Raw genomic sequence first — 25,831 nt, forward strand, 5'->3', positions numbered from 1 at the left:
ACCCGGATCACGCGTGAAACGTTACGTTTAACGACTGGTCCGGGCACAATCGGCCATGACCTTATTGATCTGACGAGTGGGATGTACAGCAGTGGCTTCGACCAAACGCCTGGTCATCGTCGAGTCTCCGGCGAAGGCCAAGACCATCGCCGGCTACCTCGGTGACGGCTACATCGTCGAGTCCAGCCTCGGCCACATCCGCGACCTGCCACGCAACGCCAAGGAAGTGCCCCCCAAGTACGCCAAGGAGAAGTGGGCGCGGCTCGGTGTCGACGTCGACAACGACTTCACGCCGTTGTACGTCGTCAACCCCGACCGCAAAGCGCACGTCAAGGTCCTCAAGGACGCGTTGGCGCAAGTGGACGAACTGTTCCTCGCCACCGATGAGGACCGCGAGGGTGAGGCGATCGCCCACCACCTGTTGGAGACGTTGAAGCCCAAGGTCCCCGTCAAGCGGATGGTCTTCCACGAGATCACCGAGTCCGCGATCCAGCAGGCCGTCGCGAATCCGCGCGAGATCCACCAATCGCTTGTGGACGCCCAGGAGGCGCGGCGCATCCTCGACCGCCTGTACGGCTACGAGGTCTCCCCCGTCCTGTGGAAGAAGGTCATGCCCCGGCTCTCGGCCGGCCGAGTCCAGTCCGTGGCGACCCGCATCGTCGTCGAGCGCGAGCGCGCCCGGATGAAGTTCGTCACCGCCGACTACTGGGGCATCACCGCGCACATGTCCACCAAGGACAGCGCGAAGTTCACCGCGAACCTGATCACCTTCGACGGGGATCGCGTCGCCACCGGCAAGGACTTCGACTCCGCGACCGGGCGCGCGCGGGCGGGCGTCGTCCACCTGGACGAGGCGGGGGCGCGCGGTCTCGCCGCGCGATTGACCGATCGCCCGTACACGGTCACGAAGGTCGAGAACAAGCCGTACCGTCGGCGGCCGTACGCGCCGTTCATGACGTCGACGCTTCAGCAGGAGGCGTCGCGGAAGCTGCGGCAGTCGAGCGCGCAGACCATGCGGATCGCGCAGCGCCTGTACGAGAACGGGTACATCACCTATATGCGCACCGACTCGACGAACCTGTCGGAGACGGCGATCGCGGCGGCTCGCCGACAGGCGGGCCAGTTGTACGGCGAGCGCTACGTTCCGGCGGAGCCGCGTCGCTACGCGCGCAAGGTGAAGAACGCCCAGGAGGCGCACGAGGCGATTCGTCCGGCGGGCGACGTCTTCCGCACTCCCGACCAACTCAAGGGCGAACTGTCGACTGAGGACCATCGCCTGTACGAGCTGATCTGGCGTCGGACGATCGCGTCGCAGATGACGGACGCGGTCGGGAACTCGACGTCGGTCCGCATCGGTGTTGAGACGACGACGGGCGAGGCCTGCGAGTTGGGCACGTCGGGTAAGACGATCACCGACCCCGGCTTCCTTCTGGCCTATGTGGAGTCTCGCGACGAGGGCGAGGCCGACGACGCGGAGCGGCGCCTGCCTCAGCTGGAGCGCGGCGACGCGCTCACGGCCGACACCTTGGAGCCCGCCAGCCACCGGACCCAGCCGCCCGCCCGGTACACGGAGGCGTCGCTGGTGAAGGCGCTGGAGGAGCGCGGCATCGGGCGTCCGTCCACATACGCGTCCATCATGCACACGATCCAGGATCGCGGGTACGTCTTCAAGCGAGGTCAGGCGCTGATCCCGGCGTTCCTCGCGTTCGCCGTCGTCGGCCTGCTCGAAAAGCACTTCGGACAGTTGGTCGACTACGATTTCACCGCCGGCATGGAGTCCGAACTGGACGACATCGCGGCGGGCGACGCGGCGTCGCTGAAGTTCCTGCGGGACTTCTACTTCGGCGGTGAGGGCGACGACGGCTCGGTCGCCGCCGCCGGTGGCCTGCGGCATCTCGTCGCCGAGGAGCTGGGCCGGATCGACGCCCGCGGCGTCAACTCGATCCCGTTGTTCACCGACGACGAGGGGCGGCGCATCGTCGCGCGGGTCGGCAAGTTCGGTCCGTACCTGGAGCGTTCGCACCCGGACGACGACGCGGACACCCCCAGCGAACGTGTGTCGATCCCTGAGTCGATGGCGCCCGACGAGGTGACACCCGAGAAGGTCGCGGAGCTGTACCGACAGGGCACCGGCGAGCGGGAACTCGGACCGCACCCCGAGACCGGCGAGATGATCACGGTGAAGACCGGTCGTTACGGCCCGTTCGTCACCTGTGGAGAGCGGACGGCGTCACTGCTGTCCGACATGACCGTCGACGACCTGACCATCGAGGACGCGGTGAAGGCGCTCTCGCTGCCGCGCCTCATCGGCAAGGACGATGACGGCACGGACATCCTCGCGGGCCTGGGTCCGTTCGGTCCGTATGTCGTCAAGGGCAAGGACTATCGCTCACTCGAGTCCGAGCCGCAGCTCTTCACGGTGACGTTGGACGAGGCGAAGGCCCTGCTTGCTCAACCGAAGCAGCGTGGGCGTCGCGCCGCGAAGCCGCCATTGAAGGATCTCGGTGTCGACCCGGCGACGAAACTGACCGTGGTCATCAAGGAGGGCCGCTTCGGTCCCTACGCGACGGACGGCGAGACGAACGCGTCGCTGCGCAAGACCGACACGATCGAGGACATCACGATCGACCGCGCGTCGGAACTGTTGGCGGAACGCCGTTCCAAGGGCCCCGTCGCCAAGAAGACCGCGAAGAAGGCGACCAAGAAGACCACGGCGAAGAAGACCACGGCCAAGAAGACGGCGACGAAGAAGACCGCCGCCAAGGCCGCCACGAAGAAGAGCTCGAAGACGACCACCACGAAGACGGTGAAGAAGGCCGCCGCGAAGCGGGCCGCCGCCAAGAAGAAGACGGGCGACCCGCGCACGGACTGACCGCCCGAACCGGAGCTTCGCTCCATAAGCGACACCTGACCGCCGTCGTGGATGTCAACGCTCGAAGCCATATCGGATATACGTCCGATATGGCTTTTCGCGTCTTGAGTCGGTAACATGTTCGCTGTGATCACGAGTGGTCACGCTCTGCCCCCCACCCCGAAGGGCTCCATGCTGCCTCCACTCAACCCACGTCAACGGCAGGTAGTCGACCTCAGATCCCAGGGACACGTCGTCGTCCTCGGAACAGCCGGCACCGGAAAGTCCCTCATGGCGGTCGTACGGGCCGTCACCCTCTCCCGAGACGGCGCCGCGATGCTCGGAGGCGAACCCTCACCGGTTCTCCTCGTCACCTTCGCGAACTCCCTGGTCAACTATCTCGACCACCTCACGCGTGAGGCATCGAGCCGGATCGACCCGGTCAACGTCACCACGTCGACCTTCCACAAGGCCGCAATGGGATACCTCAAAGCCCGCGGGATCACTGGCCGCTCCTGCGATCCAAAGACACGCGACGCTCTCATCGCCAAGGCGACCGCGGTCGTCTCCAAGACACGGACGAACCTTTCCGACCGCCCCATGCGCTTCTTCCGGGAGGAGTTCGATTGGATCGGCGGCAACGGGGTCCGTACTCTCTCGGAGTACTTGAGGATCGAACGCACCGGGCGTGGAACGGCGTTGGGGCAACCACAACGGGAGACCGTCTGGGCGGCCCGAGACGAGTACCTGAGATACCGACAGGCGAGAGGCCTCGACCTCGATCTGAGTTTGGTCGGGTGTGCCGTCCGGGATCAACTTCCACACGACCCGAACGACCGTCCGTGGCAACACATCGTCATTGACGAAGGCCAAGACCTGCAACCCGAAGAGATCCGGGCGCTGGTGAACATGGTTCGTCCGGACGGTTCGATCACCTTCTTCGGCGACTATGCGCAGCAGATGTACGGGAGTCATCTGTCCTGGCGATCGTGCGGCATCAATCTGGGGAACCGTCGGGTCGAACGGTTCGCCGACAACTTTCGTAACAGCACGCCGATCGCCCGTTTGGCGGTCGCGGTGGCGAAGCACCCGACGTTCGCGGGAACGGAGGACGAACTCGTCGAACCCGTTGAGCCCAAACGCGAAGGCGGACTGCCGATCGTGTTGCGTCAAGCGAACTTCGATGCGGAGTTGGAGCGAGTGGCCAAGGCCGCTAGGGCCCGCGGGAACCGCGAGAGCGTCGTCGTGCTTGCCCATACCAAGCGACAAGTCGAACTCATCAAGGAGAGCTTGCCGGAGGCGCGCCACCTCAAGGACAAGGCTATATGGACACATCGTACCGGCATTTGGTGCGGCACTTATCATTCTGCCAAAGGCCTCGAGTTCGATACCGTCATCATGCCGTTGTGGGGGGAGGGCAACGTCAGGGTCGGCGTCGGCACCTCCGAGGAGGACGAACTCACGAGCCGCGAGCTCAAGAAGCTCTATGTCGGCATCACCCGGGCCCGAACGCGTCTCCTCGTGACGTACTCGGGGAAACTGTCGCCCCTGTTTCCCGCCGATGAATCCCTCTATCGACGGGTGGGTGCCGACTAGTGACACTCGATCTCTTCGTCCTCGCCGACATCCGGCGGCTCGGGTTGACGCGACTCGTCCATTTCACTCCGAGGCGCGCTCTCGGCGAGATTCTCATCGTCGGCGAGATACGCAGTCGCTCCGCTTTGGAAGCCGAGCCCTCCGGCACGTTCTCCCCCACCGACGGAAACCGTTACGACGGCCACCGCGACAAAACGTGCTGCTCCATCGAATACCCGAACGCCTTCTACTTCAACACCGCGAAGACGCGCCCCGACCACCAGAACTACGAGGGTTGGGTGTGCCTCCTTCTCGATCCGGAGCTGGCGGCACGCCCGGGAGTACTGTTCAGCCCTCTCAACGCCGCCACCAAACGCGGCGCCCTGCTCCAGCCCGGCGCGGAGGGCCTGCGCGCCTGCTTTGCCCCTACGGTAGGGAAATCCACGCGCGGTCCCCGGCACCTGCCCTCCGCGCCAACGGATCTCCAGGCCGAGGTGCTGGTACCCGGATCGATATCGGTGTCGGACATCCGTGGGATAGTCGTCGGGTCTGACGCCGAGGCGGTCAAGCTCCGCACCCGGCTGAACATGATCGGGGTGGACGGCCCGGCACCGTGGATCGTCGCCCCACAGTTCTTCGAGGCGAAGCCGCTGACGGCGGCGATTCGGTCGGGACGCCGTGTCCCGGAACAACATTGGATGCCACAGGGAAGCGCGACATGACGACCGCTGAGAGCCAGTCGAACCGCCGAAGGATCCGGAACGCCGTGCTCGGCGCCGCGATCGGTGACGCCATGGGCTGGCCGTGGGAACGGGTCCGCCGTGGCACCACTCCGAACGTCACGACCTCCGGATTCCTCGCGTGGACGCGTCAGGCGGGGTCCCGGTTTCACCGCTACGACGATCCGGTCGCCGCGGGCTCCTACAGCGACGACACCCAACTGCTCGCGGCGGTGGGGCGCGCCTGCCTCGGCGACGACTGGTGGCAACGATGGACGGCGAGCGAACTACCGTCGTGGCCACTACATCAGCGAGGCGGTGGCCGCGCGGTCCTCGCCGCGGCGCGGAGCTGGTCGGCCGGCGTCCCCCCGTGGAAGCCGCCGACCTCGGCGACGCGCACGAAGCAGGTGCGCCAGTACGCCAACGCGGGGGCGAACGGCGTCGCGATGCGAATCCTGCCCCACGCCATAGTGGAGACCGACCCGCATCGACTGACGCACCGTGTCCTTCGCGACGGGTTCACGACCCACGGCCATCCGCGCGCGCTCATCGGCGCGACCCTGTACGCCGCCGCGCTGAGGTCGCTGCTGACGGGAGTCGAGTCGACCGAGCTCGTGGCAGCATTGGAAGAGGACTCCGTCTGGTCCGACATGGACATCGCCATGGGAGCCTTTCATCCGCAGTGGTACAAGACCTGGAGGGACGTCACCGGCGAGCCGTTCCGGGACGTGTGGGGGCAGGCACGGACCGAGACACGGGACCTGCTCCGGCATGTCGCGACCGCCGGCCCGTCGAGCGTCGACACCGACCGTTCCGTGCTGACGGGACTCGGTTGCTTCGATCCGACGCGCAACGGCGCGGGGCATGTCACGGCAGTAGCGGCCGTCCATTGCGCCACCCGAGCGGAATCTCCGGTGGACGCGTTGGCGCGCTCGGCTTTCCTCGTCGGGGCGGATACCGACACCTTGGCGTCGATGACCGCCGCGCTGGCGGCCCTCACCTCCGACGACGATTGGCCGACGCCGCTCTCCGAGGGTGTCCAGGATTCCGCCTATCTCGATGCCTTGGCCTGCGCGTTGGACGGTGTCCGCCGACGGCGACAGGGCGAAGCCGACGACCCGACCCTCCCCGACCTCACGACGACGGCGAGCGACGCCCGAGACGCCGGACGCCTCGCGTCCGCGTTGCTGAACTCGGCGGCGGACATGGACGCCGATGACGCGCTTCGGCTACCGGACGGGCGAACGGCGACGATCGCGACCGTCTCGCCGTTGTCCTCGAAGGTTCGACGCCTGACCGTCACCATCGATGATGGACAGACGGCGGTCATCGACGTGCGCCTTCCGAAACCCGTGACGCCCTCACGCGCGACCGTCGACCCCTCGTCGCCGCCGGTCGCGACGGTCCAGTTGCGCCTTCCCGCACAGGACCTCGCTCGAACGGCCGACTTCTACGACCAGGTCCTGGGGCTCAAGGTCCATCGGCCGTCCGACGACGAACTGCGGATCTCCGACGAGCTCACCTTCGTCGAGTCCACCGCGGAACGAACGAGGAGCGCCGTCGACGCGTTCACGGTTCTCAGGATCCAGGTGTCGGACGCCGCCGCGGCGTGGGACTGGGTCAGCGCGCTCCGACTCGGGGAGGCGGCGGGCGGACGCCCCACCGAACCGAACGAACCGGCCTACCTCCGCGACCCGAACGGCTACCGGGTAGCCGCGATCCCAGTCGTTCCAACGGACTGAGGCCCCGTTCCGGCGGCATGCCGTTGGGGTCCGGGCCTTCCGACGTCGCGGCGGCATGAGGGTCCCGGATGGCGCCACCGTTGAGTCCGATCCGGCCGCCCGGGGTGGTCGTCGCGTGTCGGTTGTCGTCGCGAATCGACGTGGCGGCGTTCCGAGTTCAGCGTGGCCGACGTCGAGCAGCGTTGGCCCGACGTCGGCTACCAGAGATCCGCGTTCGTCGAAGCGCTTCCCGACGCATTGGACGAATGCGACGCGAGGTCGACGCGGCCTATCCGCGCGAGGCACTCGAAAGCGTCATTTCGCCCACTATGGATGAGGATAGGTCACGGTCCGCCACCCGCCCACCGTTGGAGACCGGGCCCGAACCGAGCAACGGAAGAACCGTGCCGTTGACCGAGGTCATCGCCGCGTTCGGGAAGGTCCATCACCAGACCTATGTGGAGGTCGCCTCGTCTCGCCGACCGCCACGGCCGTGTCGTCCCGGCGAATCCGAAGGCGACCCGAACGACCGGTATTCGCCATCGGGGCTCCGCCGAGAAACTGTCGATCGACGTCCGAATTGAATGCCGTTGTTAAGTGGCAGTGAAGTGGATCAATGGCTCTATTGACATTCTCTGGCATGTTGGGACATTCTCTGATGTCAATCCGTTCGCCCGACGGTCTGTCCCTCATGGAGGTGGGTTCGCGCTGTCGGTAACTCGCCCGAACACCTCCCGCCCCACCCAGCAAGGAGGCGCTCATGCGTCGAAGAATCGCAGTCGGCCTGGCCCTGCTTCTCGCCGGACTCGGCATCATGGTCCCGCTGGGAACCGCGAACGCGGCCCCCGGCGCGCCGTTCAAGCTGCCCTACCGGGCCGGATCGGCGTACACGATCACCCAGACGCCGGGTAGCGGTTTCTCGCACAACGACGACTACAACCGGCACGCGGTCGACTTCTCCATGCCCACGGGGACACCGATCGTCGCCTCGGCCGCCGGAACCGTCTACTTCGAAGGGTGGACGAGCGGCGGGGGCGGCATCATGGCGCTCATCGACCACGGCAACAACCGGTGCAGCCAGTACGCCCACCTGAACACCACGATCATCAACACCGGAAACCGGGTGGCTCAGGGCCAGCAGATCGGCACCTCCGGCAGCACCGGAAACTCGACCGGTCCGCACCTGCACTGGAACATCGTCTACTGCAACAGCCAGATCAGCCGCGAGATCGCCAACTCGGTGGAGACCGGCACCAGCTATCCGACCGGTTACGCGCCGGTGAGCCAGAACAGGCTGTCCAGCGGCGCTCCCGGGGCCGACGGCGAGCGGGTGTCCGACTTCAGCGGCGACGGTGCCTCCGACGTCCTCGGTGTGGACTCGGCCGGGAAGCTCATGTACTACCCGCACAGCGGCGCCGGCCTGAGCACTCCCGTCCAGATCGGACAAGGCTGGGGAACGTTCAAGCACGTCATGGCCGCCGACTGGAGCGGCGACGGCCACGCCGACGTCCTCGGCGTCGACTCATCAGGGAAACTCCTGTACTACCCGAACAACGGCCTCAGGTTGTCGTCCCCCAGCCAGATCGGACAAGGCTGGGGAACGTTCAAGCACGTCATGGCCGCCGACTGGAGCGGCGACGGCCAGGCCGATGTCCTGGGCGTCAACTCTTCTGGCGACCTGCTGTACTACGCCCACAATGGAAACGGCCTCAGCAGCCCGGCGAAGATCGGGCACGGCTGGGGAACGTTCAAGCACGTCATGGCGGCCGATTGGAGCGGTGACGGCAAGGCGGACGTCCTGGGCGTCGACTCGGCGGGCAAGCTCTGGTACTACGCCCACAATGGAAACGGCCTCAGCACCCCCGTCCAGATCGGTAACGGCTGGGGAACGTTCAAGCACGTGATGGCCTCCGATTGGAGCGGCGACGGCAGGGCCGACGTCTTGGGCGTCGACGCCAACGGCAACCTCTGGTACTACCCGCACAACGGAAGCGGCCTCAGCACGCCCGTCAAGATCGGGCATGGCTGGGCGACGTTCAAGCACGTCATGTGACCGAAAGGCCGGGGTGCCCGTATCTGGTGCCCCGGCCGACCGGTGGTCAATCGGCTCACGCCACGAGCCGCAGTCCCGGCATTCCACCATCCCCTGGAGGAAATTCACCATGTCACTTCGTAGCCGCAAAGCCCGACTACGTGCCCTCACCGTCGCGGCCACGGCGACCGTGGTCATCGCTCTCGGCCTTGGCGCCCCACCGGCAACGGCCGACCCGTCGAATGAACCGGCGCCGGAAGTCGCCAACGCCGAGTTCTTCGACATCCAGTGCGCCGTCCCACCGAACCACGACCCCGCGATCATCCGGCAGATCTACGACATCGCGCAGAGCCGTGGCGTCACCGCGAAGGTCCTGCTCGCCACGTTCGAGGCCGGCTGGGTCGAGTCGCACATGCAGAACCTCAACTGCGGTGACCGCGACTCCCTCGGCGTGTTCCAGCAGCGCCCCAGCCAAGGCTGGTGCGACCCGGCTTCCCTGTGCCTGGACGTCAACCACGCGACGAACAGGTTCCTCGACCAGGCGATTCCCAACGACCGCAACAACCCCGGCTACACCGCGGGCCGACTCGCGCAGAGCGTCCAGCGGTCCGCCTACCCCGACCGTTACGACCAGGCCGAGGCCAAGGCCCGCGCGATGATCGCCGAGGCCAGCGCCGGGCGCGGGGCCGACGGTGAGCGCGTGTCCGACTTCAGCGGCGACGGCCACTCGGACGTGCTGGGCGTCGACTCGTCCGGACTGTTCTGGTACTACCCGAACAACGGCAACAAGTTGTCCACCGCCAAGCAGATCGGCAACGGTTGGGGAACGTTCAAACACGTCATGTCGGCCGACTGGAGCGGTGACGGGGCCGCCGACGTTCTCGGCGTCGACTCATCCGGGAAACTCCTGTACTACCCGAACAACGGCTACAAGCTGTCGGCGGCTCAGCAGATCGGCAACGGCTGGGGAACGTTCAAACACGTCATGGCCGCGGACTGGAGCGGCGACGGCAAGGCGGACGTCCTGGGCGTCGACTCGTCCGGGAAACTCCTGTACTACCCCCACAATGGAAACGGCCTGAGCAATCCCGTCCAGATCGGACACGGCTGGGGCGCGTTCAAGCACGTCGTGGCCGCGGACTGGAGCGGCGACGGCAAGGCCGACGTGATCGGCGTCGACGCGAACGGCGACCTCTGGTACTACGCCCACAGCGGCAGTGGCCTGAGCAGCCCCGCCAAGATCGGCAACGGCTGGGGCGCGTTCAAGCACGTGATCGCCTCCGACTTCAGCGGCGACGGCAAAGCCGACGTGCTCGGCGTCGACTCGACCGGAAAGCTCTGGTACTACCCGCACAACGGTTCCGGCCTGAGCAGCCCCATCCAGATCGGACACGGCTGGGCGACGTTCAAGCACGTCCTCTGACGACACTCCTCTCCGGGACGGCCGGGACACCCCGCTGGGGCGTCCCGGCCGTCCCGTTCCATGTCTTCCGACAGGCGAACTCCTGCGGCGGCCGGAGCGAGTTCCGCCCGAACACAACCACCTTCGGCTTGGTGGAACCGCGCGAGTTCCGCGCGAACACAACCACCTTCGGCTTGGTGGAACCGCGCGAGTTCCGCCCGAACACAACCACCTTCGGCTTGGTGGGGCGGCGTACGAGACGAACGCGCTCCGCAGAAACGGAAAGGGAGACCCACCAAGCCGGAAAACGCGAGCACCCATCAATCGGCACACGTGAGTTCGGCGAGCGCCTCGCGTACGTCGATCGCGTCGGTGGCGTCGGTCTGTTCGAAGATCTCCAGAGCCCGACGCAGTTCCCGGGTCGCCGTCGAAACGTCTCCGGCGGCTGCGGCCGCGCGACCCAGTCCGGTGTGGATTCTGCCTCGTAGGCGGGGAACCGTCACCTCTCCGAGCCGATCGAGTGCCGCCCGGTAGCACTCCATGGCCTTCGCGGAGTCGCCTTCGGCCAGCAGCACGTCCCCCAGCGCCTTGCCGGTCGACGCCTCTCCGACGCGATTGCCGAGCTCGCGACAGATGTCCCTCGCCCGGTCGTGGCATTCCCGAGCGCCCTGGAAGTCCTTGCGCGCGAATAGCATTTCGCCTCGATCATGCCAGGCGACGCCCTGTCCCATCCGGTCCCCGAGTTCCCCGAACAGCCGCACGGCTTCACTGCTGTAGGACAGGGCGGCGTCGAGGTCCCGCATCGCGAACGCGACGCGTGACAACCTGCGGCACGCGGACGCCTGGGTCGCGCGTTCTCCTCGTCGTCGGCTGATGGCGAGCGCGGCGAGTGCGTGTTCTCGGGCGGCTTCGACGTGGCCGAGTTTCAGTTCGCTGTCGGCTAGAACGGATCTGGTCTCGGCCTCGATGTCGTGCAGGCCGAGGCGTTGCGCGAGTTCGACGGCCCGCGTGCCGTATTCGAGGGCCGATTCGCAGCGGTCGGCGGTTCGTTCCTGAGACGCGAGGGACACGAGTGCGTCGGCTTCGCCGCCGAGGTCCTTCGCCTCGCGGAACACGGTGAGCGCGCGGTGGCCGTACTCCAGGGCCGCGGCGTATTCGCCGCGCCCTGTGGACAGTTCGGTCAGGTCGCGCAGTACCCAGCCTTGTTGGTTCAGGTCGCCGAGGGCGGTGAAGCCTCCGAGTGCCTCGTTGAGGCATCGGGACGCGGTGTCCCAGTCGCTGGTCCAGGTCGCGGCGTTTCCGATGCCGGCGACGGCGCGGAAGTATTCGACGGTGCCGGGGGTGGCCAGGTCGCGGGCGTGTTCGTAGGTGGGTCGGCAGTCGAGGCTGAAGTTCCACAGTTTCTGCTGGTATCCGAGGCGCAGCGCGAATCGGACTCTGTGGCCGACGGTGCCGGGGATGGCGAGGCACGCGATGAGTGCCGCGTGTTCCCCGCTGAACCAGTTCGCTTCGGCACGGGTAGCGTTGGCGGTGACGATCTCGCTGCCGAGAGCTCGAGAGTAGTGGTCGAGTAGACGGTCGCGGGCGACGGTCTGGTCGGGTTCGGGCAGGGTCGTGTGTTCACGGGAGTAGTCGCGAAGCAGGTCGTGCATGACGTATCGCCCGGGTGCGGCTTCCTCGACGAGGCTCGCCGCCTGTAGACGTCGGAGCATGCGGGCGGCCGCGACGTCGGTGGTGTCCATGATGGCTGCGGCGGCGGTACGGTCGAGGCTGGGGCCGGGATGGAGGCCGAGCTCGTGGAACGCGGTGATGACGTCGGGGGCGAGGCCGGACAGCGACCAGGACAGTACGGCGGACAGCGCGACGTCGGGATCGCCGTCGGCGTCGAGGGTTCCGAGCCGGTCGGCTGCGATGTCCTCCACATAGGTCGACAGTGGGGTGTCGGGATGGGTGTTGCGGTATCCGGCCGCGGCCACCCTGATGGCGAGGGGCAGCCTCGCGCAGACCGCCGCCAGTTCGCGGATGGCCTCGGGGTTGCGGGTGGCGACGTCCGCGTCGAACAGTTCCCTGATCAGTTCGATCGATTCCAACATGGAGAGTCTGTCGACGAAGATCTGATGCGCACCCTCCCGCACCGCCAGCCCGGTCATGCGATCGCGGCTGGTGACGACCACCAGACAGGACGGTAGCGCAGTCAATAGTGGACGGACCTGTTCGGCGTTGCGGGCGTTGTCGAGCAGGATCAACATTCGCCGCCCGTCCAGGCTCCTTCTCAACAGGGACAGGCCTTCGTCGAGGTTCGACGGGTTCGACCATCCAGGAACGTTGAGCTGCCTGAGAAGTTGGTCGACCGCGTCCTCCGCCGTGATCGGGGTGTGCGCGGAGAAGCCCTGAAGTTGGACGTACAGGCTTCCGTCCTTGTAATTCGCCCGAACGTGCGGAAGGTGCGCCCAGCGCACCGCGAGCGCGGTCTTTCCGACTCCCCCGCCGCCGGACACGGCGGTGATGATCGCCGATCCGGTGCCGTGCGCGGACAGGAGTCCGTCGAGGCTCGCCAATTGATCGTCCCGGCCCACGAACTGGCTCACCTCGCTCGGCAGGAAGTCCGGCGGGCGCGAACCGTCGGCGGCGCTCGACTCGGTGTCGGTTTGCGGGACGGCCGTCGCTCTCCGGCACTCGTCGAGCGTCGGGTCGGACCGCAGGATCCGCCCCTGGAGGTCGCTCAGTCGACGCCCCGGATCAAGACCGACCATATGCGACAGTTGTTCGCGCGCGTCGTTGTAGACCGCCAGGGCGTCACTCGTCCGGCCGGCCCGGTACAGCGCGAGCATGAGGTGGCCCCGGAGTCCCTCGTGCAGCGGGTGTTCCGCGATCAGACCCGTCAGCTCCTCGACGAGACCCCGCTGTTCGCCGAGCTGCAGTTCGAGGGTGACGCGCTCCTCGACGATGGCGACGCGGTACTCGTTCAGCCGAGCGGCTATCGATTCGATCATGCGCCCCGAGAGGCCCGCCAGCGCGGGACCGCGCCACTCGTCCAACGCGGCCCGCACCTGGGCGAGCGCCTCCTCAGGCTTCCCGTCCGCGCGGTCACGGCGGGCCCGGGCCATGAACCGCTCGCACCGGGACGCGTCGAGCCGCTCCGACTCGACGGCGATCCGATAGCCCTGTCCGACCGTCTCCACCAGCGCCCCGCCGACACCGAGCTGCCGCCGCAGGGCGCCCACGATGTTCTGGACCTGGGAGAACGCCGTCTCCGGGGGCGTGTCGTCCCACAGGCCCTCCATCAGACGGTTCGCGGGCACCACCTTCCCGGCCTCGCTCAGCAGCAGGCCGAGCACCTTGGGGTGATGACGTCCGCGAATCGGCACGGAAGCCGCGCCGTCGGAGACCTCCAGTGGCCCCAGAATCCGAAACTCCATGACTCGCCTCCGCTCCCCAGTCCGCGACCGAAGACTACGACAGCACCGCCACGCCCGCGTGGTGCGTTGCGCCCCAACGAAAGTGACGTCGAGGGGTCAAGCCGCGGTCTCGAACACCTCGAAGTCGCCGCCGAAGTAGCGCTGCAACAGTCGGAAGATCTCCACCCAGGTCTGGAAGCCGTGCACCAGTTCCTCGGCGAGCGTCTCGAAGTACCGGATCACGCTCTCTATCGCCTCGACGATGCCCTCGACGAGCTGCCAGATGTCGTCGAGGTTCTTGAACAGATCCTTGACGCTGCTTATGGACAGCAGCCGTTTGATCTCCTTGACCAGCGCCTTGAAGCCGATGTCCAGATAGGCCATGAGACCGTTGACGCTGGTGTCCCAGAGCAAGCCCATCTGGTCGCAGACGTGTGCGATGGCGACGCAGGCCTGGTCGATCGCCTCGAAGCCCGGCACCCACTCTTCGCGAATGTGATAGTCGAAGCGCTGGGACGCCCCGGTGTTGCCGCAATCGCTCGAGTCCCAGTGCGTCGACAGCACGTCCATGCCGTTGTCGATGTCCTCGCCGATCTTGCGGTAGCCCCAGCACACCTCGGTCCACGCGTCCGCGAGCCGGTAGAAGGCGCCCCAGTTGCCCAGGACGATCGGAAGCACCACTTCGGACAAATCGATGCCGAGATACTCCTTCAGCAGATCATTGAGCCCGAACGTGTCGAGTTGCTCGGTGATCCAGTCCCGGAAGACCTTCGCGGCGTCCTGTTCCAGCGGATCGCGGTATACGTGCGTGTCGTGCGCGTACTCGTCCGCGCAGCCGACGTCCGACTCGACATAGCTCGTCAGCTGCTCGGACTCGCCGTCCTCCCCGAGGTCGATGGCGGAGGCGGCCAGCGCGTCCGCCGAGGCGTGATCCGTCGTGGCGTACGCGTCGGCGGACGTCCGCAGGTTCGACTGGACGGTCGCGAGGCCCGTCTGCGCGCTCGACGTGACCTGCTCCATCTGCGTCACGAGGAAGTCGAGGGCGGGACGGTAGAGGTAGAGCACGCCGTCGAGCCCGGTGAAGTCCTGGCAGTGCTGCCGGCAGTAACCCAGGGCGGCGGACAGGTGCAGCGTCTCGTCCTCGTGCAGGTAGTCGGCGTATCCGCGAAGCCATTCCGGTTCAACCTTCATGCCGCTGGTCCTTCGCCCGGGCTCGCGACAGCTGTGTCCGGTAGGCCGCCTCGAACGCCTGCCGCGCGGGGACGCCCTCCGCCTGGTGCGTCTTCATGTCCCGCAGCACTTCCAGGCGAGCGGTCACGCGTTCGCGCGCGACGATCGCGACCGGGTCGTCCGTCGTTCCCGCGATGATCGAATCCCACGTCAGCTCGCCGTCGTCGACCTTCTCGGCCGCTTCGCGGAACTGCGGCGCGACGGTGTCGACGTCGGGGTCGGCGTCGTCCTGATCCAGGTTCCGCAGGCGCTCGTCGGTTCTCGCCCGAAGATCGGTCCACAGTCGATCGTGTTCGTCGTTGAGTCGCTGGACCGAGAGAACGAGGCGTTCTCTCGCCGCGGCGACATCGCGGGTCAGTCTCGTCATCATAAATTCCTCCACATGCGACGACTGTCGTGTCGTGCGGAGGCGATGATCTCCCCGTGCACCACGGATTGGCCATCGAATGGGCACAGCGTCGGACGTGGTGCGGGCGAGGGGTTCCCGGCGCTCGCGGTTCGCGCCGGAGTACGCGTTGCTTCGGACGGCTTCGTCGGCGAGCGGTTCGACGACCGGCCCACAACCGGACCGCCTCGGTCCTCGGAGGCCGTCGAGGCTCCTGTCGTGCTCACGCACGCCAGGAGCTGTGTCGACATCGGTGCGACCGCGTCGGTCAGACTCGCGGCGGGACGTCCTGACGTCCGTCTCGCGCGGCCTGCGGCGACGACACCTCTACTTGTTGGTCAAGTACACGTAGGCCGTGTAGCCGTCACCGCTGAGCGTGAAGGTCTCCACCTCGCCTTTGGGGCAGGCCTTCCGGCTGCGTTCCCACAGGCCGTTGATGAGGGCCTCGACCTGGCCGCACTTTCCGTCCGCGGACGTGTCCTCGACCCAACCCGTGACGAAGATGTCGCCGTCGTCGCACTCGGCCTTCCAGTAGGCGCGGGCCCCACCGACCACAGGAGACATCTCCTGATTGCACACTGTCTGGATCGTGATGTCTCCCGCGGCGGCCGGAGTCGTGGTGACGACGGCACCGGTGAGAGAGGTGACTCCAACGCTCGCGGCGATCGCGGCATGCCGGAGGTGACTTCGAGTCCTGGACATATATCGATCCCTTTCGTAGCACCGCTGCGGCGGCAAGCGCTCACCCCCGGGACAGTGTCCGCGCCGACAAACGGCACGGCATCCGCCCCCGGTGGCCACCACCCGAATCGCCGCCATCCCAGCTTCACAGACGAGCGACTGAACCGACGTCAACCGATCAGCTGAACTCCCGCAACGTACACGCCCGCGAAACCGCCCACGACGGCCCACAAGCCCTCCCGCGCCGACGGCGAGTGGTCGAGGAGACAGAGAATCCGCGGTTGACCGGTGCCACAGATGTCCTCAGGCGACACCAACCGGATCCGGGCCGTCGAAAGGTTCACCGGGACATGGGAAATCGAACGACGCTCGTCACGGTCGACTCAGGGTGAGAAAGGACCGTTGGGTGAGGTGGGGAGGCCACACCGGCCTCCCCACCGGGATCCGTCAGGAGAACTCGGGAAGCAGCAGTTCGGCGATCTGGGCCGAGTTCAGGGCCGCGCCCTTGACGAGGTTGTCGCCGACGACGAAGAAGTCGAGCGAGTTCGGGAAGTCCAACGAGGAACGGATACGGCCGACGAAGGTGTCGTCCAGGCCCGCCGCGTCGATCGGGGTCGGGTAACGGCCGGCCGCCGGGTCGTCGACGAGGACGACACCGGGCGCGTCGGCGAGCAGCTTGTGCGCCTGCGCGACGGTCACGGGGCTGTCGAAGGTCGCGTGGACGGCCTGCGAGTGCCCGACGACCACCGGAACCCGCACGCACGTCGCCGACACCGCCAGCGACGGCAGGCCGAGGATCTTGCGGGTCTCGTTGCGCACCTTCAGTTCCTCGGACGTCCAACCGTCGTCCTTCCAACCGCCGACCTTCGGGACGACGTTGAGGGCGAGCGGGGAACCGAACGCCGCGTCCGCGCCTTCACCGAGGGCGTCGCGGACGTCACCGGCACGGAATCCGATGTCGCGGTTTCCCGCGATGGCCGAGAGCTGGTCGTACAGCGCGTCGATGCCGTCCTTGCCGCCACCGGACGCGGCCTGGTAGGACGCGACGGTCATCGACTTCAAGCCGAACGCCGCGTGCAAGGGCGCGAGGGTGGGGATGAGCGCCAGCGTCGTGCAGTTCGCGTTCGCGATGATCCCCTTGGGACGGTCGCGGACGGCCTCCGGGTTCGCCTCGGGCACGACGAGTGGGACGTCCGGGTCCATCCGGAACGCCGCCGACTTGTCGATGACGATGACGCCGTTGGCCGCCGCGATAGGAGCCCAGTGGGCCGAAACCTCGTCGGGCAGGTCGAACTGGGCCACGTCAACACCGTCGAAGACCTCTTCGGACAGTGCCTGGACGGTGACCTCCTCGCCGCGAATCCGCAGCTTGCGCCCCGCCGAGCGGGGCGACGCGACGAGCCGGATCTCGCCCCACACGTCGTCTCGACGCGAGATGACGTCGCGCATGATCGTTCCGACGGCGCCGGTGGCGCCCACAATGGCCAGTGTTGGTTTCGGCATGGTCTACCTTCCGGTTCCGGCGTAGATGACGGCTTCTTCCTGACCCCCGAGCTCGAACGCGCGGTGTACCGCGGACACCGCCGCGTCGAGTTCGGTGTCCCGACAGACGACCGAGATGCGAATCTCCGATGTGGAGATGATCTCGATGTTGACCCCCGCCTCGGCCAGCGCCTTACAGAAGGTCGCGGTCACACCGGGGTGCGAACGCATGCCCGCCCCGACGAGGGAGACCTTGCCGATGTGGTCGTCGTAGAGAAGACCGGAGAATCCGATGTGGTCGCGGGCCTTCTGAAGCGCCGCCATCGCGGTCGGGCCGTCGTCCTTGGGCAGGGTGAACGAGATGTCCGTACGCCCGGAGTCCTTCGTGGAGATATTCTGCACGATCATGTCGATGTTGAGTTCGGCCTCGGCGATGACGGCGAAGATCGCGGCGGCCTGGCCCGGTTCGTCGGGCACCGACAGAACGGTGATCTTGGCTTCGCTGCGGTCATGAGCGACACCGGTGATGAGTGCTTGTTCCACGGGAAGATCCTCCATTGAACCGGTCACGAGCGTTCCGGGTTTGTTCGAATACGACGAGCGGACGCGGAGCGGCAGCCCCGACCGGCGCGCGTACTCCACGGCGCGAAGATGCAGTACCTTCGCTCCCGACGCGGCGAGTTCCAGCATCTCCTCGTAGGTGATCTGGTCGATCCGGCGGGCGTCGGGGACGATGCGCGGATCCGCGCTGAACACCCCGTCGACATCGGTGTAGATCTCGCACTCGTCGGCGGTGAGGGCGGCCGCGAGCGCGACGGCGGTCGTGTCGGACCCGCCTCGCCCGAGAGTCGTGATGTTCTTCGTGTCCTGCGCGACGCCCTGGAACCCGGCGACGATCGCGACGGCGCCCTCGTCGAGCGCCCCACGGATCCGGCCCGGGGTGACGTCGATGATCCGCGCGTCGCCGTGTTTGGACGTCGTGATCATGCCCGCCTGGGAACCCGTGAACGAACGCGCCTCGTAGCCGAGGTTGTTGATGGCCATCGCCAGCAACGCCATCGAGATGCGCTCGCCCGCCGTCAACAGCATGTCGAGTTCGCGCGGGTGCGGAAGTGGTGAGACTTGGGCGGCGAGGTCGAGCAGTTCGTCGGTCGAGTCACCCATCGCGGAGACCACGACGACGACGTCGTTCCCGCGTTTTCGCGCGGTGACGATGCGCTCGGCGACTCGCTTGATCCGTTCGGCGTCTTGAACCGAGGATCCTCCGTATTTTTGGACGACAAGCGCCACTGAAGCACCGCTTTCTCTCGTCTGTCGGCTACCGGCCCCGACGTTCGACGGAGAACGCCCGCAACCGAAGTCGTAGCGCACCACATCGTCGTGGCGGGCTCGTGAGAGGCTGCCTCGGTACCCGCGATTCGGCCACGGCGACACGAGGGCGCCATCGGGCGGACCGTCGAACCGGCGGACCGGTACGTCGACGAGACTCCGCCTGACCGACTGACGCGCTCGGGCGTGCTGCCGCACGACCCGAAGGCATCGGGGCAACCTCTGGTTAGCAGAAGAGGTTACCGGTCGTGTCGGCGCGGCACCGTGGCGCCCGGCACGCCGCGTGCGCAGAATAACAGCGTGCGTCGACTCTCACCACTTGTCATCGCGGTAGCGTCCCTGCTATGTCTCGGCTCAGCGTGCAACGGCTCCGCGTCGGGCGATGACACGCCGTCTCCGCAGGTGGCGCCCGCTCCGAGCGCCACGGCGCCGATCGGTTCGTCCGAGGCGGCGGGGGTGATGACGGGCCTCGCGGCGGTGGCCAAGGACCGGCATTACATCGCCGCTTACGAGTTCACCCGGTCCCGAGAGACGGTGATCGTGACGGCCTCACTGGCGACCGACGGGTCGTGGCGCTTCGACGTCCCGGGCGGGGCGCTCGGCGGGAAGCAGGACATCTCGATCGTCCAGAATCGACAGGGCACGTTCCAGTGCGTTCTGGACAAGACGAACGCGTGCGCCCGCGTCGCCAAGCCCGAGCAGGATGTTCCTCGCCGGTTCGACCCGCTCGTCCAGCATCCGTTCACGGACTGGATCGACGTGTTGCTGTCGCGGACGGCGCCGCTGTCGATCGCGTACGCGGAGCCGCTCGTGGACGGAGACGAGGCGAGTCGGTGCTTCTCGATGGAACGCAACTCGGTGACGGTGGACGCGCCGATCCCGACGTCGACGCTGTGCCTGGCGGAGGACGGCGTCATCACGGCCGTGGATTCGCCGTGGGGGTCGCTGCGGTTGTCGGGTGAGGTCATGCCGCCGACATCGAGGGCGAAGCTGCCCGCCGTCGTCACCGATGACGAGCCGTTGAGCACCTCGCCGCCGCCGAAGCCGTCCCCGAAGCCGTCGAAGACGCCTTCGCCGAGCCCGTCGAAGAAGCCCGCCGACGACTAGAGGCCGTCCCGTCGTCTCACGCCGGGTGAGGCGAGTGGCGGGGTGTCGCCGGGCGAGGCGGAGAGGTTCCTGCGTACCGGTGTCGGCATGCCTTCCGACGTGCTGGATGGAGCGCGGCGGGGCTTAGGCAACGCGGTCGATGTCCGTCGAGCCGCGTCAGTGGTTCGACCATGTACGCCGCGACGCCGCCGGATCCGATCTGCCGGATGGCGAGACGGTCTCTAGGGCGCGGTACCGAGCGGGGTCGCGCGCTGTGTGGCGGCGGTGGCTCGTGAATCGGGCCACCGTCACGCCTCACGAGGCGGCGGCGACGGTCGTCGAGCAAGTTAGCCTGGCCTAATGAATTCACTGGACCGTCGAGCGGTCACCTCGTCCCCCATCAATCCGCTGCTCGCGAATCGTCATTCGACGCGGGCGTTCGCCGACTCGGAGCTGACCGACGCGCAGGTCGCGTCGCTGCTGGAGGCGGCCCGCTGGGCGCCCTCCTGCGGCAACACCCAGCCGTCGCGTTTCATCGTGGCGCGCACGGGCACCGTGACGTTCAAGCGGGTCGTGGCGCAGTTGAACCCCGGGAACCAGAAGTGGGCGGCGGCGGCCGCCGCGTTGATCGTCGGGGTGCGGCTCACCGCCAACGAGAAGGGCCCGCTTCCGTTCGCGGCCTATGACTTGGGCCAGGCGATGGCGCACCTGTCATTCCAGGCGTTGACGGAGGGACTGACGGTGCGCCAGATGGCGGGCTTCGACGCCGCCGGACTGGCGGCGGAATTCGGGCTCGACGAGACGCTGGTGCCGACGACGATCGCAGCGGTCGGAACGGCCGGCGATCCGGCCGTCCTGGAGGACGACGTCCGCGCTCCCGACGTCGCTCCCCGTCAGCGCATCGCGTTGGACGAGCTCGTCATCGGCGACTGAGCACCGGGCGAGACGTCGCCGCCGTCGGCCGGCCCACGGGCCGGCCGAACGCGTCACTCGTCGGGATGGGCCGTGGTGGAGGTGAACGCCCACCACAGGACGGCGGTGGCGCCCGCCCGTCCGGCGTAGGAGCCGGCCGCCGACAGTGCCGCCGACATGACCCGGCCCACGCTCGCGACCTGTCGCGAGGTGGGAAGTAGTTCGCGCGTCGCGCGCGGCCGTTCCAGCGTGTTCGTTGTGTTCATCGACCCGATGCCCTTCTCTGCCCGATGCGTGATCCGTCGTGTCCGCCCCATCAGACACGCGCCACATCACCGCGCCGTTACATGCGAGCGCTGTGACTGTTAACTCTTTCGCTTCACGTTTCGCCACCGTCACGTTGTGCCGTGTCAGGCTCGTGCGTGTTGACCGTTGACCGCTCCGTTGCGGCGTGAGGCGATCACCCCGACGAAGCCTAGCCGGGCGGCGGCCCCGCCGCATTGGACAGTGACAGGTGTCGCTGCGTCGATCTCGATGACGCTCGTCTCAACACGATGAAAGGACTCACGTGTCTCATCCCCGCCTGGTCATATTCGACAACGACGGCGTGCTCGTCGACTCCGAGCGTATTTCCAATGTGGTGTTCGCGGCGTTGATCACCGAGCACGGCCTGCCGACGACCTTCGAGGAATCCGTCGCCCTCTACATGGGCAAACGCACCAGCGACTGCGTCGGCCTCATCGAAGCGAGTCTGGGTCGGGCGTTGCCCCCCGACTTCGTCCACCAGTACGAACGCCGTTGCGAGACCGTGCTGCGCCGCGAGTTGGCTCCCGTCGACGGGGCCCGCGAACTGGTGGAGGCGTTGCGAACCCGCGGCAGCGACTACTGCATCGCGTCATCGGGCACCCCGGACGAGATCGCGCTTCGCCTGAACCTCACCGGATTGGCGTCCCTGTTCGACGCGAACGTCTACAGTGCATCCATGGTGGAGCGTGGCAAGCCCGCGCCGGACCTGTTCCTGCACGCCGCCGCCTCGCACGCGGTCGAGGCGTCGGACTGCGTGGTGATCGAGGACTCGACCGCCGGGGTGACCGCCGCCCGTGCCGCCGGAATGCGCGTCATCGGCCACGCCGCGCTGGCCTCCGCCGAACGGCTGCGGGACGCGGGCGCCGACGAGGTGGTCACGACGATGCGGGACGTACCGTCCCTACTCGGGTTCTGAAGCGCGGCAACGCTAGCGCCGCAGCGCCCGCGCCGTCACCGGCAGGAACACGAAGACCGTCGACGTGATCCACAACAGACCGAACACGATCATGAGCATCAGCAGGTCGATCGGCGCTTCCTGGGACGTGAAGACGAACAACGCGATCAGGTAGTACAAGCTGACGACGATGCCGATCGAGCCGAGCGTCCACCGGGCGAAACGCAACCGCGCGAACATCAGCGCCGCGGCGGTGAGAGTGACGCATCCGGTCGTGATCGTCGCCGATATCCCGAAGTCCCGATTGCCAGTGAAGTCCATTGTGAACGCCATGCCGACCCCGGCGAGGTCGACCTCGATCACCGGCACGTCGCCCATCGTGACCGAGGCCAATACGAACGAGAAGAGGGCGCACACCACGAACAGCACGGCCGACAGATAGGCGGGCCCCGAAGCTCCGCCCACATTCGGGTATCCCTGCTGGATAGGCATCATGGCGTCACCTTAGACGGCGCCGTCAATCCGGATTCTCCTCGGATCCGATTACCCGAGAACACCGAGGACTCGAACGTGGACGGATGGATACCGCCCAGACCGAGCACACGATCTTGGAGCCATCACCATGGAAACCCCCGACAACGCCCCCGCCAAAGCGCTCGACCCCGCATCGTCCGATATGGCCACTCCGGAAGGAATGACCCTCTCCACCACGCCCACCTCGCTACTGTCCACTACGGAAATCGCGGAGGTGGCGGCCTGGATCGCCGACCGCAACGCCGACGCCTCAGCGCACGTCGGCTACCTGAGCACCCGGGCCGACGAGGTGTCGGCCGAGATCGCGAACATGGAGAAGGGCTCGGTGATCGCCCATTGTGTTCGTCATGCCGACCGGGTCGGGTTGATGATCGCCGAGTGGGACCCGGTTTCGACCCGCGCGTGGCTGCACGGGCCCTGGACGGCCGACGACGCGATCGCCGACGGGCTGTTCGCCGCGCTGGCTCCGCACATCCCCGCACGGAACACCGAACACGAGGTCTTCTGCGACGAACGCAACGCCACCGTCACGGGTTTCGCGCGCCGCCACGGCATGGTCCTGGCCGGAGCCTTCGATACCCGAAGCATCGGACGTGAGGTGGAGACACCCGAACCCGAGAACGTCATCCTCCCCGCCGAGCCGCACCACCTCGCCTCGTTCGCGCGAATACATCGGCTCACGCACCCGGAGGCACATCGATCGGCCGAACAGATCGTCGCCGACGACGTGCCTTTGTTGGTCGCCCTAGCAGGGGAAACGGTCCTCGGTTACGGCACCCGCGTCGTCATCCCCGGATCGTCGACCGGCCTGATCGAACACATCGGCGTCGATCCCGACCTGCCGGACGAGCGCCGGTCCCAGGTACGCGACGATCTGTTGGCGTCGTCGGTGCGACTGCTGTTCGCGAACCACGACATATCTCATGTGGAGATCGTGGCCCGCCCGGAACGGGCCGCGGAATTCGAACGACTCGGATTCAGACTGCTCCGGTCCATGCGCGCCTACCGTTCCGTCGTCGAGTCCGGTTGATGCGACGTCGCGAGAAGGGATCGCGGACAGGTGGAGAACGAAGAGATCCGGTGAGTCACCCGCGTGGGTGGCTCACCGGATTCGTTACGCAGCATCGGGTTCGAACGGGATTCCGCCCGACCCGATGAACCTCTACAGTCGAATGCGAATCACGCTCGGGTCGTGGTCGCTGGCCTGGTCGGCGAACTCCGCGTTGACGTGCACGACGTCGAGCTCGGAATCGTCCATCAGGTTCGGGCTGACCAGGATCTGGTCGAGCACCTGCGAGTTGCCTTCGAAGACGTAGCTGTACCGCTCCGACTCGTCCAGCAGGTCGTAACCGACCGCGAGGGCCTCGTCCGCCGTCAGTTCGGCGACGGTCTGCGAGTACTCGAAGTCGTTGATGTCGCCCAGGACGACCACGTTGGCACGGCGGTCGACGTCCTGAATCCGCTTGACGAAGTCGTTGACGACGATCGCCTGCGCGTGGCGCTGCTCCTCGCTGATCCGCGTCGGCGACTGGAAACGGCCGTACAGCGGGTCGTCGCCGCCCTTGGACGCGAAGTGGTTCGCCACGACGAACACCTTCTCGCCCTCGAAGACGAACTCACCGACGAGCGGCTTGCGGGACTCGTCCCACGCCGCGTCGGCGGGCGCGATCCGGCCCGGCGAAACGCTGAGCGCGGGCACGGTCTTCTTGTTGCCGCCGAACAACCAGCAGCCGACCCACCACCACGGCTGGCAGTCCTTCTTCACCTTCTCGGAGCGGACCTCGACCGGGGTGGTCGCGTCGCCGCCCGCGACGTCGGTGAAGTCGACGCGCTCGGGGTTGAACAGGAAACCGACGCGGATGTTGCCGCCGGGCTGTCCACCGTCCATGTTGTTCGCGGGGTCGATCTGGCGGTACTCGTACGTCGGGCCGCCGGCCGCCTCGATCGCCTCGACCAACAGGTCGAGGGTCGCGGTGGCGGAGACGACGCCGTCGTCGGTCGAGCCCGTGTCGTCCTGGATCTCCTCGATGGCGAGGATGTCCGGGGACGCCAGGTTGACCGCGATGCTCTCGCCGTGCCGCGCGAAGACGGTCGCCGAGTCGCCCGCGTCGAGGTTCTCGACGTTGTACGTCGCGACCGCCAACTCGTCGGACTCGTGCGCCCGGGTCACCTCGCGCTCCAGCCCATTGTCAACAAGGGACGGAGTGGCGAGGACGTTGACCTTGAAGTTGCCGAAGTCATAGTCGAGCACGCCGTCGATGTCGCCCGGCAGACTGTCTCCGACGTTGGCCTTCGGCAGCGGCGCGAGCAGGTTCTTCAGCATGACGCGCTCGGTGTTGGTGTCGGCCTCGGTGGCCTTGACGCCGCCCCGATCGGTGCGGTTGGCTCCGTCACCGCCGGGCAGGACGACGAGCTCCCCATAGGAGCTNGTCGGGCTGACCGCGACGGCGTCCGAGACGCGCACGAGCATGCCCTCCATCGACTCGTAGAAGTCGATGGCATTGGCGTCGACATCGAAGACACCATCGATCTCGATGTCTCCGGGGTTGGCGGTGTGGATCGCGTCGGGCGCGACCCGGCCGCCGGGGCCGATCACCGTCGGTTCCGGCAGCTCGCCGGTGCCGACGACCGTCACGACCGGCTCGATCAGCTCGGTGACCGCGAGGTTCGCGCCGTCGATGCTGCCGGGCCGGTATTCCTTGACCTTGGCGGAGACCGTCACCGAGTCGCCGATCGCCACCGTCGGGGCCTTGGTGTAGACCAGGATCCCCTCACTGGTGGCGGGGTCGTTGTCGGGCGTGGCGGATTGCATCCAGAACCCGTTGCGGGACACCGCGGTCACGATGCCGGGGACGTCCGCGACAGCTTGTCCATTGTAGGGAGAAACATGGGACGCGCCCTGAATCTCCGCGATGGTGAGCGCGTCGGCCGCGAACGCCGGAACAGCGGTCAACGGAAGACCGATGGCGGCTGCCGCCACGGTCGCGAACAACACTCTCTTACGAGGGGTGTGCATATGGCAATCTCTTTCGGGAAGGGTGCGGGCTATTTCTATCGAACCGACCCCAACAACGACAAGACGGTATGAGAACAATTGGGGAACAACCGCGCCGACGAACGTCGGATCCCCCACTCGCCGAGCTCCTCGCCGTGGCACAGAGGTTACCCGTGGTTATCCACAGGCGACCGGACGGCACGCGGCGAACCGATCACGCCGCCGCCCCGGTGATCCCGCTCGACGATTTCACCCCGCACGTTCACCCCGGCACGTTCACCCCGCACGCCCCATGCCC

General features: G+C 67.0%; 19 protein-coding genes. 10 read left to right on the top strand and 9 right to left on the bottom strand.

Annotated features, from left to right (window positions below; translation table 11 throughout):
- Positions 1–91: 91 nt before the first annotated feature.
- The 6 genes from topA (at position 92) to ACM9NP_RS15330 (ending at position 10,321) form a co-directional block, all read left to right on the top strand.
- Positions 92–2,872 (top strand): type I DNA topoisomerase, encoded by a 2,781-nt coding sequence (gene topA, locus ACM9NP_RS15305; protein WP_415647362.1) that lies wholly within the window; start codon positions 92–94, stop codon positions 2,870–2,872.
- Positions 2,873–2,998: 126 nt separating this feature from the next.
- Positions 2,999–4,447, top strand: a complete 1,449-nt coding sequence (locus ACM9NP_RS15310; protein WP_415647363.1) for a 3'-5' exonuclease — start codon at positions 2,999–3,001, stop codon at positions 4,445–4,447.
- A complete protein-coding gene (locus tag ACM9NP_RS15315; protein WP_415647364.1) occupies positions 4,447–5,148 on the top strand; it encodes a DarT ssDNA thymidine ADP-ribosyltransferase family protein in 702 nt (233 codons plus the stop codon). The genes ACM9NP_RS15310 and ACM9NP_RS15315 overlap by 1 nt, the downstream gene beginning before the upstream one ends.
- A complete protein-coding gene (locus ACM9NP_RS15320) occupies positions 5,145–6,887 on the top strand; it encodes an ADP-ribosylglycohydrolase family protein (protein WP_415647365.1) in 1,743 nt (580 codons plus the stop codon). The genes ACM9NP_RS15315 and ACM9NP_RS15320 overlap by 4 nt, the downstream gene beginning before the upstream one ends.
- Before the next feature lie 739 nt (positions 6,888–7,626).
- Entirely contained in the window at positions 7,627–8,919 is a 1,293-nt protein-coding gene (locus ACM9NP_RS15325) for an FG-GAP-like repeat-containing protein (RefSeq protein ID WP_415647366.1), read from the top strand.
- Positions 8,920–9,028: 109 nt separating this feature from the next.
- Entirely contained in the window at positions 9,029–10,321 is a 1,293-nt protein-coding gene (locus ACM9NP_RS15330) for an FG-GAP-like repeat-containing protein (RefSeq protein ID WP_415647367.1), read from the top strand.
- Positions 10,322–10,620: 299 nt separating this feature from the next.
- Here the strand turns inward: ACM9NP_RS15330 and ACM9NP_RS15335 are convergent, their stop codons facing one another.
- The 6 genes from ACM9NP_RS15335 to ACM9NP_RS15360 all read right to left on the bottom strand — a co-directional run bounded on the left by ACM9NP_RS15335 (position 10,621) and on the right by ACM9NP_RS15360 (position 18,766).
- Positions 10,621–13,719, bottom strand: coding sequence for an AfsR/SARP family transcriptional regulator (locus ACM9NP_RS15335; RefSeq protein WP_415647368.1), 3,099 nt, complete (start codon positions 13,717–13,719; stop codon positions 10,621–10,623).
- Between the two features lie 96 nt (positions 13,720–13,815).
- Positions 13,816–14,889, bottom strand: coding sequence for a hypothetical protein (locus ACM9NP_RS15340; protein WP_415647369.1), 1,074 nt, complete (start codon positions 14,887–14,889; stop codon positions 13,816–13,818).
- Complete coding sequence (locus ACM9NP_RS15345) at positions 14,879–15,295, bottom strand: hypothetical protein (RefSeq protein WP_415647370.1); 417 nt, start codon at positions 15,293–15,295, stop codon at positions 14,879–14,881. Before ACM9NP_RS15345 ends, ACM9NP_RS15340 begins: the two co-directional genes overlap by 11 nt.
- A gap of 345 nt (positions 15,296–15,640) precedes the next feature.
- Positions 15,641–16,015 carry a hypothetical protein gene (locus ACM9NP_RS15350; protein ID WP_415647371.1) on the bottom strand — a complete coding sequence of 125 codons (375 nt, stop codon included), beginning with the start codon at positions 16,013–16,015 and terminating at the stop codon, positions 15,641–15,643.
- 426 nt (positions 16,016–16,441) lie between these two features.
- Positions 16,442–17,497 (bottom strand): aspartate-semialdehyde dehydrogenase, encoded by a 1,056-nt coding sequence (locus ACM9NP_RS15355; RefSeq protein WP_415647372.1) that lies wholly within the window; start codon positions 17,495–17,497, stop codon positions 16,442–16,444.
- Positions 17,498–17,500: 3 nt separating this feature from the next.
- Positions 17,501–18,766: an aspartate kinase gene (locus ACM9NP_RS15360; RefSeq protein ID WP_415647373.1), complete on the bottom strand. Its 1,266-nt coding sequence runs from the start codon at positions 18,764–18,766 to the stop codon at positions 17,501–17,503.
- A 339-nt stretch (positions 18,767–19,105) separates the two neighbouring features.
- On the opposite strand from ACM9NP_RS15360, the gene ACM9NP_RS15365 reads away from it, so the two are divergent.
- Positions 19,106–19,912 carry a hypothetical protein gene (locus ACM9NP_RS15365; protein WP_415647374.1) on the top strand — a complete coding sequence of 269 codons (807 nt, stop codon included), beginning with the start codon at positions 19,106–19,108 and terminating at the stop codon, positions 19,910–19,912.
- A gap of 339 nt (positions 19,913–20,251) precedes the next feature.
- Positions 20,252–20,824: a nitroreductase family protein gene (locus ACM9NP_RS15370; protein WP_415647375.1), complete on the top strand. Its 573-nt coding sequence runs from the start codon at positions 20,252–20,254 to the stop codon at positions 20,822–20,824.
- Between the two features lie 53 nt (positions 20,825–20,877).
- Here the strand turns inward: ACM9NP_RS15370 and ACM9NP_RS15375 are convergent, their stop codons facing one another.
- Positions 20,878–21,069 carry a hypothetical protein gene (locus ACM9NP_RS15375; protein ID WP_415647376.1) on the bottom strand — a complete coding sequence of 64 codons (192 nt, stop codon included), beginning with the start codon at positions 21,067–21,069 and terminating at the stop codon, positions 20,878–20,880.
- Positions 21,070–21,371: 302 nt separating this feature from the next.
- Between ACM9NP_RS15375 and ACM9NP_RS15380 the strand changes: the two genes are divergently transcribed.
- Positions 21,372–22,025 (top strand): HAD family hydrolase, encoded by a 654-nt coding sequence (locus ACM9NP_RS15380; RefSeq protein WP_415647377.1) that lies wholly within the window; start codon positions 21,372–21,374, stop codon positions 22,023–22,025.
- 12 nt (positions 22,026–22,037) lie between these two features.
- Here ACM9NP_RS15380 and ACM9NP_RS15385 read toward each other — a convergent pair whose 3' ends face one another.
- On the bottom strand, positions 22,038–22,496 hold the full coding sequence (locus ACM9NP_RS15385) for a hypothetical protein (RefSeq protein WP_415647378.1): 459 nt from the start codon (positions 22,494–22,496) through the stop codon (positions 22,038–22,040).
- 130 nt (positions 22,497–22,626) lie between these two features.
- On the opposite strand from ACM9NP_RS15385, the gene ACM9NP_RS15390 reads away from it, so the two are divergent.
- Positions 22,627–23,568, top strand: a complete 942-nt coding sequence (locus ACM9NP_RS15390) for a hypothetical protein (protein ID WP_415647379.1) — start codon at positions 22,627–22,629, stop codon at positions 23,566–23,568.
- Positions 23,569–23,700: 132 nt separating this feature from the next.
- Here the strand turns inward: ACM9NP_RS15390 and ACM9NP_RS15395 are convergent.
- A partial coding sequence (locus tag ACM9NP_RS15395; protein WP_415647380.1) for an endonuclease/exonuclease/phosphatase family protein occupies positions 23,701–24,966 on the bottom strand: 1,266 nt, incomplete at its 5' end.
- Positions 24,967–25,831 lie beyond the last annotated feature (865 nt).

Origin of the sequence: Stackebrandtia soli (assembly GCF_965137155.1) — a bacterium.
GTDB lineage: Bacteria > Actinomycetota > Actinomycetes > Mycobacteriales > Micromonosporaceae > Stackebrandtia > Stackebrandtia soli.